The sequence below is a fragment of the Miniphocaeibacter sp. genome (genome assembly GCF_049276255.1).
Lineage (GTDB): Bacteria > Bacillota > Clostridia > Tissierellales > Peptoniphilaceae > Miniphocaeibacter.
In genome coordinates, this window is sequence record NZ_JBASWB010000080.1 from 1 (window position 1) to 15,532 (window position 15,532).

Sequence of the window (15,532 nt, forward strand, 5' to 3'; positions counted from 1 at the left end):
ATACACCTGTACCCATCTCGAACACAGAAGTTAAGCCTTTTAGCGCCGATGGTACTATGATGGAGACGTCATGGGAGAGTAGGTATTTGCCCAACAATATTCCCTGTACGATTTAATCGTATGGGGAGTTTTTATTTAGAGAGAAAATACTTAACCGAAAGATAGATTATATTTTAATATTTTTAATTCCATTAAAATCAATAAATAATTTATTTAAATTCCATTTAGAGAAATTATCTGGTAAATCGACTATTAATTGCATATGTGTTTCATTAACACTTAATTTCTCTGTTTCTAAATGAAGTATTTCTATATGATAATACTCTAATAGATCTATGAATTTTTCATAATCAAATTCTCTATTAAGGGTTGTAAGATAAACAACTTCTTCACTATGTTCAAAGAATTTGAATTTTAATTTAGATAAAAACCACTGTAAAGATATAATAAGTAGGGTGCATAAAACTCCTAGTAAAATCATACCTGCACCAATAGCCATAGAAATAATAGCAGTTGTCCAAATTCCAGCAGCTGTTGTAAGGCCACTTATATTTCGTTCTCTTCTTACAAAAATAATACCGGCACCTAAAAAACCAATACCAGAAACTACTTGAGCAGCCATTCTATTTGGATCTCCCTGGTAATTAGGAAAACCATAGGCTGATAAAATCATACATAGACAAGCTCCTAAAGCTACAATACAATGAGTTTTAGTTCCAGCATTTTTGTTTTTATAATCTCGCTCAAAGCCAATAGCAAAACCACAAATAATAGCAATAATAATCCTAATTATGTAAAGTAAGTTACTGTTATAGATTAAATCTAAAATTTTATTCATAATTCATTCCTTTCTATTATATTTTAAGTATACTAAATGAAAATATAATAAACAAATATAGATAAAAATAAAGTTTATTAATGATTTTATTAAATTTGCTTTATACAGTATAATAAAAGGAGAATATTTTTTATGAGGTATAATAATGAAAAAAGAAAACAATAATTTTAATGAAGATAATACAGATAAATTAGATGTATCTGAAATAAATAGAAGATTTTATGAACAACAATACCAAAAAGAAGAGGAAAAGAAAAGAAAAACAGATAGTAGAAATAATTCAACTAGAAAAACTAAAACAAAGAAGAATGTCAATTATACACCCTTTGTAGTTTTTTTAGTGACCTTATTGGTATTTTCTACTGTAGCATTAGCAATTTATACAATTTCTAATAATAAAAAGTTTAATGAAACAATTAATGAATTAAAACTATCTAAGGAAACAGAGGTTACAGAGGAATTAGAGCCAGTTACAGATATTTCTACAGAGGAAGCGGAAGTTGAAGAAGATGACGACTTTGATGAATTTGAAGAGGTTTCAGGTAGTTTAACACAGGATTTGAATTTTAGATCCGGGCCAGGCTATGAGTACGAAACAATAGGAACAATTCCTAGAGGTACTGAAGTTTCAGGTTATATTGATAAAAGTGGATGGTTGAAAATCCAATACAATGGACAAACAGGTTATATAGGACCACAATATGTAGAATAAGTTATTAAGCTTATAAAATGATTTAAAAATATTTAGAGTAGAAATTAAATGTTTCTACTCTATTTTTTATATAGATTTTATAATTAATAGGTATTTAAGCGAGTAGTATTGATTTAAAAATATTAGAATTTTATTATTATTATTTGACTATATTTAATCCTTTGTTTAAAGTGTTAATATATTTGTATTTTAAATTTATAGAGTGTTAGAATTTTATTTTTAAGAATTGATGTTACTGAATTTTTTTATTATCAGATAAAAATTTATTAGCCATTTTTTTGTTTAGTTGATGTTTTCTGTTTATTATACGTAAAAAATTTTTATTACATAGCTCATTTATTTGTCTACTAATTGTTACTCTAGTAGTACCTATAATTTCTCCAAGTTCTTGGTGGGTAAAGTGTTTTTCTAAGTCGTACCATTGGGAATCTTTTTCAGAGTTTTTATAATCAATAAGTGAGCAAAAAATTTGTTTAAGTCTGTCCTTACTATTATTAAATGATAGGTTTGCTATTTCATATCTTAAGATTAGACATTTTTCAGAATATCCTCTAATTATATGATCTCGAAAATTTTTACTTGTAGCCATTAGTTTATTTACAGATTCATTAGGAATTTTGTAGAGAATGCAATCATCGACAGTTTCAGAATAAAGCCCTGTAGGTATATTAAGAAAATATGGGGATTCAGCAAAAAATCTACCACGGCTTAGTACATAAAGTAATTTAACTACGCCATCTTCAGAAATCATATAGTGTTTAGTACTACCCTTATAAATATAATATATACCATCTATTACTTCACCAGGTTGTGAAAATATATGTTTTTTTGGAAAATTACATTTTATAGAAATTGGTAAAATTAAATCCTCTAGTTGGGAATCGTAAATATCTTCAGTTCTTTTTAATAATCCTAAATCCATTATTTAACCTCCTTATAATGTAACTATTATTACTTTGTAACATATTATACATTGTAAACAATGATGCAGAAAATTACAAGAGAATGAAATATACTGTAATTACAAAATATAAGAGAGGTGTAAATATATGAGAATGTCAGGTTCATGGGTAGCCATGCCAACTCCCTTTGATAGTAAAGGTGAAATCGATTTTGGTGCTTTTAAATTATTAATCGACCGTCAAATTCATTATGGGACATCAGCTTTATTTATATTGGGGTCAGCAGGCGAAACAACATTACTTAGTTTGGAAGAGAAGAAAACGATTATTAGGGAAGTAATAAAACTAACAAAAGGTAAAATTATAACCTTCTTTGGTTGTTCAGCCTTGTCTACAAAAGATAGTATACATATGGCTAAATATTGTGAAGCAGAAGGTGCTGATGGAGTTATTTTTACAATTCCACCATATTTATTAATACCTCAAACATCAGTACTAACTCATTTTGATAAATGTATGTCCTCTGTGAAAATTCCATGTGGAGTTTATAACAATCCAAGTAGATTAGGAGTGAATATAGAGCCTAAGACAATTGCAGAACTTTCTGCTAAACATTCTAATTTTATTGTAGATAAGGAAGCAATGGCAAATGTAAGTCAGCTTGTAGAGGTAAAAAGATTAGTTGGAGATTCTTTAGATATTCTATGTTGTGATTATCCTAAATATTCTATTATTTTACCTACATTGGCAGTTGGTGGTACGGGAACAGCTAATATTGGAGGTAATATAATACCGGAGGAAGTAGCTAAGTATTCAAGACCATGGGATAGTTATGAAAAGGTAGTGGAAGCTAGGGAAGGTGTTTTTAAATGGCAACCGTTATTAACGGAGTTATATAAGTTAACAAATCCTATAGTTATAAAAGCTGCTTTTAAAGTATTAGGATTACCGGGTTATACATTAAGATCTCCTCATGAGGACTATGTAGGACCACATTTTGACAAATTAAAAGATATGTTAACAGAAATGGGAGTAGTTGAAAAATATTCAATAAAATAAATAAGCTATGAAGATTAGATTCTAAAATTCAAGGAAGATATTTTAAATTTTGATAAATTATAATTTTAGAATATTGACTTTGATTTTTAGAATCTAGATAAAGATTAGAGGGTTTTAAATGAATAAAAAAATACATGTCATAAAATATGGAGAAAATGAAGATATTAAAGAAAAAATAGAAGAATTTATGCAAGAAAAAAACTGGGATGAAGCTTATATAAGTGGAGGAATTGGCTCTGTTAAAGATCTTTTATTTACAGCTCCTAAGAACAAGATACTTCCTCCAGTTGTTGAAAAGACTTTAATAGAAGGTCCGGGGGAATTAGTATCTATTGTAGGTGAAATTATGCCAATAGAAAAAATAGATGAGTCTTTAAAAGCTATTTATAAAGATGAGGAAAGCGATTTTTTCATACATCTTCATGCATCGGTTGGCTTAAAAGATGGGAAGGTGTATGGAGGTGGATTACATAAGGGAAGAACCTTTAGGGGATTAAAACTCTATATACAAGAAATATAAATCAATATATAGGAGGGCTATATATGAAAAGGAAATGTTCAATATTTTTACTTGTAGTTTTACTTTTATTCTCTGCAACATCTTGTGGAAAATCCAGTACTACTAAGAAGTATTCAGTAGGAGGAGGTTCAGTAGGAGGAAACTTTTATTTAATGGGGGGAGGAGTAGCAAATACACTAAATAATTATATTAACGATAAATATATATATTCTGCTGAAACTACTGGAGGAAGTAGTGCGAACTTGGTTATGCTTCAAGATGGAAATGCAGAGTTTGGAATTTCAATGACAGCTTCTATTGCAGAAGCCATTGAAGGAAAAGCAAAGTGGACCGATGGACAATCATTTGACAAATTGAGAGGAGGACTTGCCCTATATCCATCTTGGTTAACAATATACACTTTGAAAAGTTCCGGAATAGAAACATTAGAAGATTTAAATGGAAAGGTTGTAGGCTTAGGTTCAAAGGGAATGGCTATGGATTCGGTATTTCGTGAGTTTTTTGAAAGTAGAGGTATTAAGCCTTCACAAATACATAACGATGGCCATAGTGCGACAGCAACGGCTATTGACAATGGAATAGTTGATGCGGCAATTCTATTTTCATATCCACCTTTTGCATCTATTAGTGAACTGGAAAGTACTAAAGATTTAAACTTTGTAGAAATAACAGAAGAGGAACAAAAGGAATTAGTAGATACTTATAGTTTTTATACTGCAAGTGATATGCCAGGAGGTTCTTATAAAGCAACAAAAGATGACATAAGAAGTGTTTCAGAATGGAATATGTTAGTTACTAGTGTAGACGTTCCAGAGGAAGATGTTTATATTGCTGTAAAAACTTTATTGGAGCATCAAGATGATATGTTGGCAGTACATGGAAGTGCAAAATACATGACCCCGGAAAATATATTAAATTATAACATACCATTACATTTAGGAGTTATTAAATATCTAGAAGAATTGGGAATAGAAATTCCAGAAGAATTATTACCTGAAGAATATAATAAAAAATAAAAAAAGGAGGCAAATATGAATAAGCAAGTTGAACAAAAAGGTTTCTTTTATTCTGAAAACTATAAAAAATTCAAACAATATTTTATTATAATATTGGCTGCTTTTACATGTCTTCTACATATTTTACAATTTACACCATGGTTTACTATGGAAAGTATTAAGTTTTATTCTTGGCATTTAATGTTAGGGTTTATATTTGTATTTCTATATACTCCTATAAACAAGAAAAAACCGGGAAAATATGCATGGGCAGACTGGATTTTAATTTTATTAACAGCTTTAGTAATTGGATATATAATATTTCAATATGATTATATAATTGACATTATACAAAATAACAAACAAGATCCAACTTTTATCGTTTTAGGTATGCTTAGTACATTATTAGTATTAGAAGCAGCTAGAAGGGTCTTAGGATGGGCATTACCTATAATTGCAATTTTAGCAATATTATATGCTTATTTTGGAACAAGGATGCCAGGCCTATTAGGTCATAGAGGTTACGATATAAACCGTATAGCAACAACAGTTCTTAGTGACCAGGGTATACTTGGTATGCCTATAGGTGTATCAGCATCAAATGTATTCCTCTTCCTAATGTTTGGAGCATTTTTAGAGGTTTCAGGAGCGGATATAATATTTCAAAATATTTCCATAGCTTTAACAAGAAAAAGTAGAGGGGGACCTGCGAAAATGGCAGTAGTTACTTCTGGATTTTTTGGTATGATATCAGGAAGTGCCGTTGCAAATGTTGCAAGTACAGGTTCATTTACAATACCATTAATGAAAAGACAAGGCTATTCTAAACGATTTGCAGGAGCAGTAACAGCAGTTGGGTCAACAGGTGGTCAAATAATGCCACCTATAATGGGAGCAGCAGCCTTTGTACTTGCAGACGTAGCAGGAGTAGGTTATAAAACAGTTGCAGTTGCAGCTTTTATTCCGGCGGTAATGTATTACTTAACCCTTTTTAAAATGGTTGATTTAGAATCGGTGAAACTTGGAATAAAGGCAATTCCAGTAGAAGAGGTTCCTGAACTAAAGGGAACATTTACACAGAGTATAAAATTAATAGTACCTTTAGGAGTTTTGTTAGTACTTCTTTTAGGATTTAATTCAACACCTATGATGGCAGCAATTTGGTCAATACTATCAATAATAGTATTGGGTTTATTTGATAAAAAAGATAGAATGACACTAGAAAAGCTACTTAACGGATTTGTAGCAACAACAAGAAGTATGCCTCAAGTAGTAGCAGCCTGTGCTTGTTCAGGTATAGTTACAGGTGTATTTGCACTAACGGGACTAGGATTAAAACTAAGTCATTTTATAGTTAATTTAGGTGGAAACAATATATTACTTAGTTTAATACTTGCAATGCTAATTTGTGTAGTTTTAGGAATGGGATTACCAACAACAGCTTCCTATATTATTTGTGCTACTGCAATAGCACCGGCACTTATACAAATAGGAGTACCATCATTAGCAGCTCATTTATTCCTATTATACTTTGCAAGTATTTCTGCAATAACTCCACCAGTTGCCGTTGCTTCATATGCAGCAGCTAGTATTGCAGATGAAAATGCCATGAAAGTAGGATGGACAGCTGTAAAACTGGGAATAGCAGGTTTTATATTACCATTTACCTTTGCTATAAATCCTGACTATTTACATATAGGCTTGGATTTAACGACCTTTATAACAATGATATCTGCAATAGTGGTTTCAATGGCAGCAGCAATACTTATACAGGGATATATAGAAAAGAAAGCAACAATTGTTGAAAGAATTATTTGTGTAGTGGTAATAGTATTGGCAATTCAATCTGGACTTATACAGTCATTAGCAGGTTGGATATTATTTGGAGGAATGTATTTCTTTAGAAGATACCAGGCAAAAAAGGACGATAAATCAAAAAAAGAAGTAGTTAATTAAAAACATTATATATTGTAAAAAACCTGTTTAGTAAATAATTAATATTTATTAAACAGGTTTTTATTTTTACATTTAAAGCAAATATCTATTAATTTGAATTTACAATTTAATAAAATTTAAATTAATAAATATATGATAAAATAATTTTACAGGGTATTTATTTTAAGCATATTAAAATTTATTAGATTTTACAATAAATTAATGGAGGTGGAAAATGCGGTTTTCAGTTGAGCTTGAATTGGAAAATGAGTTGTTTCCAAAGGATAAAAACAGAGTAATTCTATCTTTTTTAAAAAGAAATTTTAGTAATTATGATATGGATTTTTATAAAAGAATGTATGAAGATGAGGTAAATAAGCCTAAGGATTATTGTTTTTCATTATTTATGGGGAGATGTGAATTCTTAAAAGATGAAATAAGAATTCCAGACAAAAAAATTATTTTGAATTTTTCTTCCTATAATATGGAAGATGGAATTTATTTTTACAATTCTATTTTGGAAAATAAGAAGAACCCCTTTAAAATAAAAAACAATACTATGAAAATTTCCGGTATAAGAATGATTAAAGAAAAAACTATTAAGGAAGAATCCATTATTGTAAAAACTCTTTCGCCTATAGTAGCTAGAAAACATACAGGGGATAATAAAAAAACCTGGTATTATTCTCTAGATGAGGAAGAGGGTAAAAAACAGTTAGATTATAATATAAAAGAAAATCTTTTAAGAGTATTTGGTGATGAAGTTAAGTATGATTTTAAGGATTTAAAAGTAAATGTATTAAGAAATAAAATTGTAAAGGTGAAAAATTACAATATTGTAATTCCTAGTAATATTGCTGTTTTGGAAATTAAGGAAAAACCATATATTTTAGATTATTTGTATAAAGCAGGATTAGGCTCAAAGAAAAGTCAGGGATTTGGAATGATAGATATTATTTAGGAGGTGATAATTTGATAGAATTTAAAATGGGAGATTGGAGAACCAATGCTTCTTTATTGGGACTTATGAATATATTAGATCATGTGGGAAAAGAATATGTTTTTTCTCAAGATGGGCAAATACTTAAAGTTTCTAAAGAGGTCTTAGAAGGTTTTGAAATAGATTATTTCAAATATTTCATAGATACTTATGAAAAACACCTTCCTTGGTATAGAATAGCGAGTTATAATGAAAAAATTAAAAAATATTTAAGCAAATTGAATGAATTCAGTGAAGAAAATTTAAAGGATTTGAATAAGCAAATAGATTTGGTAAAAGATTATATGAGAAGACCAAATTATATTAAGGTATATGAATTTATTGATCAAAATATAGATATTGTTGAGAAAGTAAAAGAGTTAAAGAAAATTAATCTTAAGAAGAAAGAAAATGTTATAGATAAGATTATTGATATTGAAAATGAATTAAGATTACTAAAAGAAATAACAGACTTTGTAAATACAGATAAAGCAAGAGATTATATGGGAGCAAAAGGAGTAATATTTTCATATATAAATAGAGGACTGAGTAGTGGTAGATCAGGTATTTCATTTTTGAGTCAAAAACCTAAAATAAATGATATTTTTATAGATTATAAAGAGTATTTTTTGGATACATTATTAAAATATAATGAAGAAAATAAAGATAAGTATAAATATAATTGTTTTTCATGTAATAATCCTATAAATAATTTAAAAATAAATATGAATTTGGTAAAGGATACTGGATTCGATCAAACTAGAAAATCATCTTATATATGGAATCATGAGTCAGATTTTGCAATTTGTAATGAATGCTTGTTTTTATACTCTTGTTTATCAGCGGGTTTTTACTATTCATTAAATGAAGGAATATTTATAAATTATAATTATGATTTAGAAGGATTAAAAAAAGTTAATAAAAGCTTAAAGGAACATTCTTTAAGTGAAATAGGTCGTCCTGAAAATGCTTTTTCCTACAGAGCTTTAATAAATGCTATTAATAAGGAGTATAGTAGACATTTAGAATTTGAAATAAGAGATATGCAAATTATTAGGTATAAAGATGGAAGTTATAGATTTAATCTTTTATCAAAAGAAGTTTTGAAAATAATAAATGAATCAAAAGAAGATTTAAAGGCGATAGAAAAAGCAGCATATAGAGAGGGAAAAGAGAATATTTTTAGTATATATGACTTGGTGTTAGATAGGGTATTTAATAATCAAAATTTATTTTCCCTAGCTCATTTTTTAATAGTTAGTTTAATATCAGATAGATATGGTGTTGATAAATACTATAATATTTATCATATTTCGAGAGTTTTAAATATAAATAGTAGAATAATAAAGGAGGAAAGTATTTTGGTGGGAGGAAAAAATATAGGAACTTTAACAAATAACTCAAGAAATGCAGGTTATTATTTAAGAAAAAATTATATGAGTTTTATGGCTGATGCTAAAAGAGTAGAAAATAGAATGAAAAGCATTACTTACAAGATGACAAATGCTTTAAAAACGAATAATAGTGGTTCATTTATGGATATATTAATAAATACATATGCATATATAGGTGCCTCTATACCTATGTATTTAGTGGAAGCTTTAAAGGATAACGAAAAATTAAGAATCGTAGGATATGCTTTTGTTGCAGGAATAAATTCATTTGAAAATGACAAAGAAGGAGTAGAAGATGAAAAGTAAAGGATTAACAATTTCAATTATATTTCAAGCTGAATCAGCTAATTATGGAGAAGGATTAGGTAACGTAACATCTTTAAAGAAGATATCTAGAGGAGCAGGAGAACAATATAGCTATATTTCTAGACAGGCTATTAGATATAATATTGTAAATCAAATGGGAATTGACGACACACCAATAGGATTAGATAAGACGGTTTTACAATTTGACAAAGAAGCTAAAATAGATGAGCATCCTGAAATTGATTTGTTTGGATATATGAAAACTGGAAGTGAAACAAAAACTAGATCGGCAGTTGTTAGATTATCAAATGCAATATCTTTAGAAACTTTTAAAGGAGATTTGGATTTTCTTACAAACAAAGGTTTACTTGATAGATATACAAAAACAGAATCTAAAGATGGTGGAAACATTTCACAATCGGAAATTCATAGATCTTATTATGCCTATACTATTACTATAGATTTAGATCAAGTGGGAATTGATAGTAACGATAATATTGAAATTAAGAATAGTGAAAAATCAGAAAGAATAGAAAATCTTTTAGATACTGTAAAATATTTATATAGGGATATAAAGGGAAGAAGGGAAGATTTAAGTCCATTATTTGTAATTGGTGGGGTATATGATATAAAAAACCCATTGTTCTATAATGCATTAGATGTAAAGGAAAATAATTTAGTGTTAGATAGAATAGAGAGTGTATTAGAAGATAAAAAAATTAAAAATAATACAGAGATTGGGTTAGTGAAAGGAGTGTTTTATAATTCTGAAGAAATAGAAAAATTAAATCCTATACCGATAAATGAATTTTTCAATAATCTAAAAATCAAAGTGAAGGATTATTATGAAAGCAATTAGATTTAAAGTTTATCAAAATATGTCTAATTATAGAAAACCCAATAGTTTTCAATTAAAGGAAACTTATCCTCTACCACCACCATCAACAATCATTGGTATGGTTCATAATTTATGTGGCTATAAAGAATATGAACCAATGGATGTAAGTATTCAAGGGGAATATTATTCAAAGATAAATGATTTATATACTATGTATGAATTTGGAAATCAAAGATTTGAGAAAGGTCGGCATCAACTATCAATAAAAGATGAAGATAGAAAAATAGGTGTTATAAGAGGGGTTTCAACAATAGAATTATTAGTTGATGTTGAATTATTAATTCATATAAGACCAGATGATGATAATAAAATAGATGAAATATATAATGCAATAAAATACCCAAGAGAATATCCTTCTATAGGTAGAAGAGAAGATATTGCACTGATTACAGATGTTGAAATTGTTAAGCTAAAGGAAATTAAGGGAAAAGAGATACAAGATGTAATTGATAATTACTATAAATATATTTCAATTGATAAATTTGAAGATTTGAAAACTAAAAGTATTGATGGATATGAATTAGGCTCTAAATATACCTTAAATAAAGATTATGAATTAATTAATTTTGGCAGGAAAAAGACTCCTAAATATTTTAGAAGATGGAATAAAGTTGATGTAGTTTATATAAGAGAATTTAAAAAGTTTAATATAGAATTAGTTGTAGATGAAAAAAACAACCCTGTATTTTTTATATAAGTTGGTGAAATATGTTTTTAGCAAAATCTAACCCTAAAGAAAGCATACAAGAGCATACTGATAATTTATTAAAAAACTATAATTTATTGTATGAAATATATAAAAATAAATTGGATATAAACTGGTCAATGCTAAAAGTGGTCTGTTTATATCATGATTTAGGAAAGATGAATGAAATTTTCCAAAATAAAATTAAAAGAAAGCCAAGTAAAATAGAAAGGGAGGAAATACCTCACGGTTTTTTGAGTGTTGGATTTATAGATGTTTATGCTTTATTAGAAATATATAGCGAAGAAGAACTAGCTATAATAGTAACAGCAATAGCACAACATCATATAAGGGATTTTAATTTAGAGGAGAAAAGATCAGATTTAAGTGATGAAATTTATAGATTAAAAGATATTGTTAAAAAATTTTACTATGAAAAACTACCTAATATAGGAGAATATGTAGAAGATTATGCTGTTGATTTAATTTACAGTAAAGAATTAAGAGAATTTGAAAATTTAAAAGACCGAATCAATTATATTAAAATAAAAGGTCTATTAAATAGAATCGATTATGCAGCAAGTGGATATTATAAAATAGAATATAAAAATGACTTTTTAATGGATTCAATGGATGAAATGGTTGCAGAAGTATGGAGGAAAAAGGATAAAAAAGCTGATTATAATAATTTACAAAAATATATGAAGAATAATCAGGAAGAAAATATAATTGCAATTGCTGAAACCGGATATGGAAAAACAGAAGCAGGACTTTTATGGATAGGTAATAATAAAGGTTTTTTTACGCTGCCATTAAGATCTGCTATAAATTCAATTTATGATAGAATAAGCCTTAGAATTTTACAGAAAAAGAAATTAGATGAAAGACTAGCTTTGCTTCATTCAGATTCTTTAAATGAGCTATTCAATCGAACAGATAATATAAAAAAAGAGGATAGTTTATCTTTTGAAGATATAGAAATATTAGATTACGACGATAGGGCAAGACAAAAATCATTACCATTAACGGTATCAACTATAGACCAAATATTTAAATTCGTTTATAAATATAGGGGATTTGAGCAAGAGTTAGCAACACTATCCTATTCTAAAATAGTTATAGATGAAATACAAATGTATTCTCCAGATTTATTAGCATATTTAATAATAGGTCTAGATATGATAACTAAGGTGGGAGGGAAATTTTCTATTATAACGGCGACTTTACCACCTTTTATATTAGATTTACTAGATGAACGTAATGTAAAATATAAGATGCCAGCAAGTCCATATTATAATATAGGTAGGATTAGACATTGTATGGAATTAAAGCAAGAACAGATAAATGCCTTGTTTATCAAAGATAAGTATAAAAATAATAAAGTTTTAGTAATAGTAAACACAGTTAAAAAAGCCCAAGAACTTTACTATGATTTAATTGAAGCGAAAATAGATGAAGAGGAAACAAATGTGTTTCACGGAGGTTTTATAAGGAAAGATAGAAAAGAAGTAGAGGAGAAAATAATTGAATTTGGAAATAGAGACAAGAATAATAAACCAGGAATATGGATATGTACTCAAGTTGCTGAAGCATCATTAGATATAGATTTTGATATTTTAATAACTGAACTATCGGATATAAATGGATTATTTCAACGTATGGGACGTTGTTATAGAAAGAGAGAATTAGATGGGGAAGATTCAAATGTATTTGTATTTGATGGCGGAGAAGAACTATGTTCTGGAATAGGTTTTGTTAATGATGAAGAAATATTTAAGATGTCAAGAAATAAATTAAGAGATGAGTTTAGGACTAGAGTTTTTTGGAAAATAAATGAAGAAGATAAACTGAATATTATAAATGATATTTATACAATGGAAAATATGAGTAAAACAAAATATTTGGAAGATACTAAAAATGCAATAGACTATATAGAAAAAACATTTCCCTATGAATTCAGTAAAAATGACGTTATAAAAATGTTTAGATCAATAAATAATATCGATGTTATACCTAGAGAAATATATGAAAAAAATGAAAAAGAAATAAGAAAATGTATAGATATAATTCGTGAAAAAAACATTATTAAAGAAAATGTAGAAGAAAGAAAAAAACAAAGGGTAGAAAAAAATAAGGCAAGGATATTTATATCGGACCTAACAGTTAGTATACCATTTTATTTTTCAAATTATGATAATACAATATCAAAAAAAATAACTGATTATGAATCAATAAATATATATGAATGTCAATATGATAATAAATTTGGAATACAGCATACGAAGGGAAAAATAAAAGAAAATTATAGAGATACAATAGATGAGAGAATGATATGAAAATAACAGGAATAATGGTTTACTACTACCTTGTCTGTAAAAGAAAATTATGGTATTTTTCAAAGGATATTACTATGGAGCATAATAGTGAATTAGTAGAAATTGGCAAAATCTTAGATGAATATTCCTATGATAGAAGGAAAAAGTCGATTCTAGTTAAGGATATAATCAATGTGGACTTTGTTGAAGATTGGAAGATAATTCATGAAATAAAAAAATCTAAATCCATAGAAGAAGCATCTATTTGGCAGGTGAAATATTATATCTATATGCTAAAGAAACTTGGTGTGGAAATTGAAAAGGGAATTCTTGACTATCCCTCTATTAAGGAAAGGGAAGTTATTCTTTTTGAAGAAGAGGATACTAGGGAAATGGAAAACATATTGGAAGAAATAAAAAATATAATTAAATCTGAAAAAATACCAAAGGATAAGCTAAGAAAAAGCATATGTAACAAATGTGCCTATTATGAATTATGTTATATATAAGAGGAAAATATGAAAGAGACATTTTACATAACAAAAAGTGGAAGACTAAGTAGAAAAGATAATAATATTGTATTTGAAAATCCTGATGGAGAAAAGACTTTTTTAAAATCGGAAAAAATTGACGAGCTTTATTTGTTTGGAGAAATTGATTTAAATACTAGGTTATTAAATTTTTTATCACAAATGGGAATTACATTAAATGTTTTTAATTACTATGGCTACTATAGTGGAAGTTACTTTCCAAGAGAAAGTAAGGTAAGTGGCTATTTACTAGTGGAGCAGGTTAAGGCACAAATAGACCTATCTAGAAGAATAAAAATAGCTAAAGAAATAGTTCGTTCAGCAGCAAGAAATATTTATCGTAACCTTAGGTATTATAATAAGAGACAAGGGGATTTAAGCCTTGCTATGTCTGAAATTGATTATTTGATTTCAAAAATAGATGAAATGGATAATATTAATTCCTTAATGGGAATAGAAGGAAATATACGAAAAATATATTATGACCAGTGGACGAAAATAATAAAGCAGGATGTAGAATTTGAAAAAAGGGTTAAAAGACCTCCTGACAATATGGTTAATACCTTAATTTCCTTTCTAAATAGCATGATGTATACAACGGTTTTAAGTGAAATCTATAAAACCCAATTAAATCCGACAGTTAGTTTTCTCCATGAACCTAGTAGTAATCGGTTCTCTTTAGCTTTGGATATTGCAGAAATTTTTAAACCATTAGTAGTGGACAGAATGATTTTTTCCTTACTTAATAAAAGACAAATAACCAAGGAGCATTTTACAAAAAATTCGAAAGGCTTAGAGTTAACCGATAAAGGATTAAAAACATTATTAGAAGAATACGAAAAGAGATTGGGAAAGGTTTTAAAACATAGGGATTTAAAAAGAGAAGTATCATATAGGTATATGATAAGGCTGGAATGTTATAAATTAATTAAGGAGATAATCGGAGAAAAGGATTATGAAGGTTTTAAAATTTGGTGGTAGCTTATGTATGTAATATTAATATACGATATAGTAACAGATGAAAAAAGTCCAAGAATACATAGAAATATTTTTAAAATCTGTAAAAAATATTTAACAAATGTACAAAAATCGGTATTTGAAGGGGAATTAAGTAGGGCTGAAGAACTAAAGTTGAAAATGGAACTAAAACCATTTATTCGTAAAGATAAGGATTCAATAGTAATTTTTAAAAGTAGAAGCGATAAATGGTTAGATAAGGAATTTTGGGCTATGGAAGATGATAAAACATCTAATATAATCTAGTCGATATAGGATAGTGTAAAGAAATCGTTTCTACGACAGATAGTATAAACATTGAAAAATAGACGTTTAACAAAAATATAATTTTAAATAATAAAATTTTTAGTATAATATAGGTATATCGACAGAAGAGATAGTTTAAATGTTGAAAAACACAGCACTGGAAAGAAACGCCTTTTAATAGAACTAAACTAGAATGTAAAT

General features: G+C 27.8%; 15 protein-coding genes and 1 rRNA gene. 14 read left to right on the forward strand and 2 right to left on the reverse strand.

Annotated elements, in window-relative coordinates:
- A 5S ribosomal RNA gene (gene rrf, locus WAO56_RS10985) occupies positions 1–95 on the forward strand; the annotation flags it as partial.
- Between the two features lie 71 nt (positions 96–166).
- Here the strand turns inward: rrf and WAO56_RS10990 are convergent.
- The gene (locus WAO56_RS10990; protein WP_422143676.1) at positions 167–838 is read right to left on the reverse strand and encodes an MgtC/SapB family protein; all 672 of its coding nucleotides are present in this window, start codon (positions 836–838) and stop codon (positions 167–169) included.
- 145 nt (positions 839–983) lie between these two features.
- Here WAO56_RS10990 and WAO56_RS10995 point away from each other — a divergent pair, with 145 nt between their 5' ends.
- Positions 984–1,550, forward strand: a complete 567-nt coding sequence (locus WAO56_RS10995; protein WP_422143675.1) for an SH3 domain-containing protein — start codon at positions 984–986, stop codon at positions 1,548–1,550.
- A gap of 232 nt (positions 1,551–1,782) precedes the next feature.
- On the opposite strand, the gene WAO56_RS11000 is transcribed toward WAO56_RS10995, so the two are convergent.
- Complete coding sequence (locus tag WAO56_RS11000) at positions 1,783–2,472, reverse strand: Crp/Fnr family transcriptional regulator (RefSeq protein ID WP_422143674.1); 690 nt, start codon at positions 2,470–2,472, stop codon at positions 1,783–1,785.
- 127 nt (positions 2,473–2,599) lie between these two features.
- On the opposite strand from WAO56_RS11000, the gene WAO56_RS11005 reads away from it, so the two are divergent.
- From WAO56_RS11005 to cas2, 12 genes are all read left to right on the forward strand, one after another.
- Positions 2,600–3,511 carry a dihydrodipicolinate synthase family protein gene (locus WAO56_RS11005; protein ID WP_422143673.1) on the forward strand — a complete coding sequence of 304 codons (912 nt, stop codon included), beginning with the start codon at positions 2,600–2,602 and terminating at the stop codon, positions 3,509–3,511.
- A 118-nt stretch (positions 3,512–3,629) separates the two neighbouring features.
- Positions 3,630–4,031, forward strand: a complete 402-nt coding sequence (locus tag WAO56_RS11010) for a PPC domain-containing DNA-binding protein (RefSeq protein ID WP_422143672.1) — start codon at positions 3,630–3,632, stop codon at positions 4,029–4,031.
- A gap of 23 nt (positions 4,032–4,054) precedes the next feature.
- Positions 4,055–5,047: a TAXI family TRAP transporter solute-binding subunit gene (locus WAO56_RS11015; RefSeq protein ID WP_422143671.1), complete on the forward strand. Its 993-nt coding sequence runs from the start codon at positions 4,055–4,057 to the stop codon at positions 5,045–5,047.
- Positions 5,048–5,062: 15 nt separating this feature from the next.
- Positions 5,063–6,982: a TRAP transporter permease gene (locus tag WAO56_RS11020; protein WP_422143670.1), complete on the forward strand. Its 1,920-nt coding sequence runs from the start codon at positions 5,063–5,065 to the stop codon at positions 6,980–6,982.
- 214 nt (positions 6,983–7,196) lie between these two features.
- Positions 7,197–7,922 carry a CRISPR-associated endoribonuclease Cas6 gene (cas6, locus tag WAO56_RS11025; protein ID WP_422143669.1) on the forward strand — a complete coding sequence of 242 codons (726 nt, stop codon included), beginning with the start codon at positions 7,197–7,199 and terminating at the stop codon, positions 7,920–7,922.
- Positions 7,923–7,933: 11 nt separating this feature from the next.
- A complete protein-coding gene (gene cas8a1, locus WAO56_RS11030; protein WP_422143668.1) occupies positions 7,934–9,640 on the forward strand; it encodes a type I-B CRISPR-associated protein Cas8b1/Cst1 in 1,707 nt (568 codons plus the stop codon).
- Complete coding sequence (cas7i, locus tag WAO56_RS11035; RefSeq protein WP_422143667.1) at positions 9,630–10,499, forward strand: type I-B CRISPR-associated protein Cas7/Cst2/DevR; 870 nt, start codon at positions 9,630–9,632, stop codon at positions 10,497–10,499. The genes cas8a1 and cas7i overlap by 11 nt, the downstream gene beginning before the upstream one ends.
- Positions 10,486–11,235: a type I-B CRISPR-associated protein Cas5b gene (gene cas5b / locus WAO56_RS11040; RefSeq protein ID WP_422143666.1), complete on the forward strand. Its 750-nt coding sequence runs from the start codon at positions 10,486–10,488 to the stop codon at positions 11,233–11,235. The genes cas7i and cas5b overlap by 14 nt, the downstream gene beginning before the upstream one ends.
- 11 nt (positions 11,236–11,246) lie before the next feature.
- Entirely contained in the window at positions 11,247–13,559 is a 2,313-nt protein-coding gene (cas3, locus tag WAO56_RS11045) for a CRISPR-associated helicase Cas3' (protein WP_422143665.1), read from the forward strand.
- Positions 13,556–14,047: a CRISPR-associated protein Cas4 gene (cas4, locus tag WAO56_RS11050; protein WP_422143664.1), complete on the forward strand. Its 492-nt coding sequence runs from the start codon at positions 13,556–13,558 to the stop codon at positions 14,045–14,047. Before cas3 ends, cas4 begins: the two co-directional genes overlap by 4 nt.
- A gap of 9 nt (positions 14,048–14,056) precedes the next feature.
- Positions 14,057–15,049 (forward strand): type I-B CRISPR-associated endonuclease Cas1b, encoded by a 993-nt coding sequence (gene cas1b, locus WAO56_RS11055; protein ID WP_422143663.1) that lies wholly within the window; start codon positions 14,057–14,059, stop codon positions 15,047–15,049.
- A 3-nt stretch (positions 15,050–15,052) separates the two neighbouring features.
- Positions 15,053–15,331, forward strand: coding sequence for a CRISPR-associated endonuclease Cas2 (cas2, locus tag WAO56_RS11060; protein WP_422143662.1), 279 nt, complete (start codon positions 15,053–15,055; stop codon positions 15,329–15,331).
- The last annotated feature ends 201 nt before the right edge of the window (positions 15,332–15,532 follow it).

Excerpts from the sequence above, each read along its gene's own strand:
- WAO56_RS10990 (WP_422143676.1), bottom strand. The coding sequence starts at position 838 with ATGAATAAAATTTTAGATTTAATCTATAACAGTAACTTACTTTACATA.
- WAO56_RS10995 (WP_422143675.1), top strand. The coding sequence starts at position 984 with ATGAAAAAAGAAAACAATAATTTTAATGAAGATAATACAGATAAATTA.
- WAO56_RS11000 (WP_422143674.1), bottom strand. The coding sequence starts at position 2,472 with ATGGATTTAGGATTATTAAAAAGAACTGAAGATATTTACGATTCCCAA.
- WAO56_RS11005 (WP_422143673.1), top strand. The coding sequence starts at position 2,600 with ATGAGAATGTCAGGTTCATGGGTAGCCATGCCAACTCCCTTTGATAGT.
- WAO56_RS11010 (WP_422143672.1), top strand. The coding sequence starts at position 3,630 with ATGAATAAAAAAATACATGTCATAAAATATGGAGAAAATGAAGATATT.
- WAO56_RS11015 (WP_422143671.1), top strand. The coding sequence starts at position 4,055 with ATGAAAAGGAAATGTTCAATATTTTTACTTGTAGTTTTACTTTTATTC.
- WAO56_RS11020 (WP_422143670.1), top strand. The coding sequence starts at position 5,063 with ATGAATAAGCAAGTTGAACAAAAAGGTTTCTTTTATTCTGAAAACTAT.
- cas6 (WP_422143669.1), top strand. The coding sequence starts at position 7,197 with ATGCGGTTTTCAGTTGAGCTTGAATTGGAAAATGAGTTGTTTCCAAAG.
- cas7i (WP_422143667.1), top strand. The coding sequence starts at position 9,630 with ATGAAAAGTAAAGGATTAACAATTTCAATTATATTTCAAGCTGAATCA.
- cas5b (WP_422143666.1), top strand. The coding sequence starts at position 10,486 with ATGAAAGCAATTAGATTTAAAGTTTATCAAAATATGTCTAATTATAGA.
- cas3 (WP_422143665.1), top strand. The coding sequence starts at position 11,247 with ATGTTTTTAGCAAAATCTAACCCTAAAGAAAGCATACAAGAGCATACT.
- cas4 (WP_422143664.1), top strand. The coding sequence starts at position 13,556 with ATGAAAATAACAGGAATAATGGTTTACTACTACCTTGTCTGTAAAAGA.
- cas1b (WP_422143663.1), top strand. The coding sequence starts at position 14,057 with ATGAAAGAGACATTTTACATAACAAAAAGTGGAAGACTAAGTAGAAAA.
- cas2 (WP_422143662.1), top strand. The coding sequence starts at position 15,053 with ATGTATGTAATATTAATATACGATATAGTAACAGATGAAAAAAGTCCA.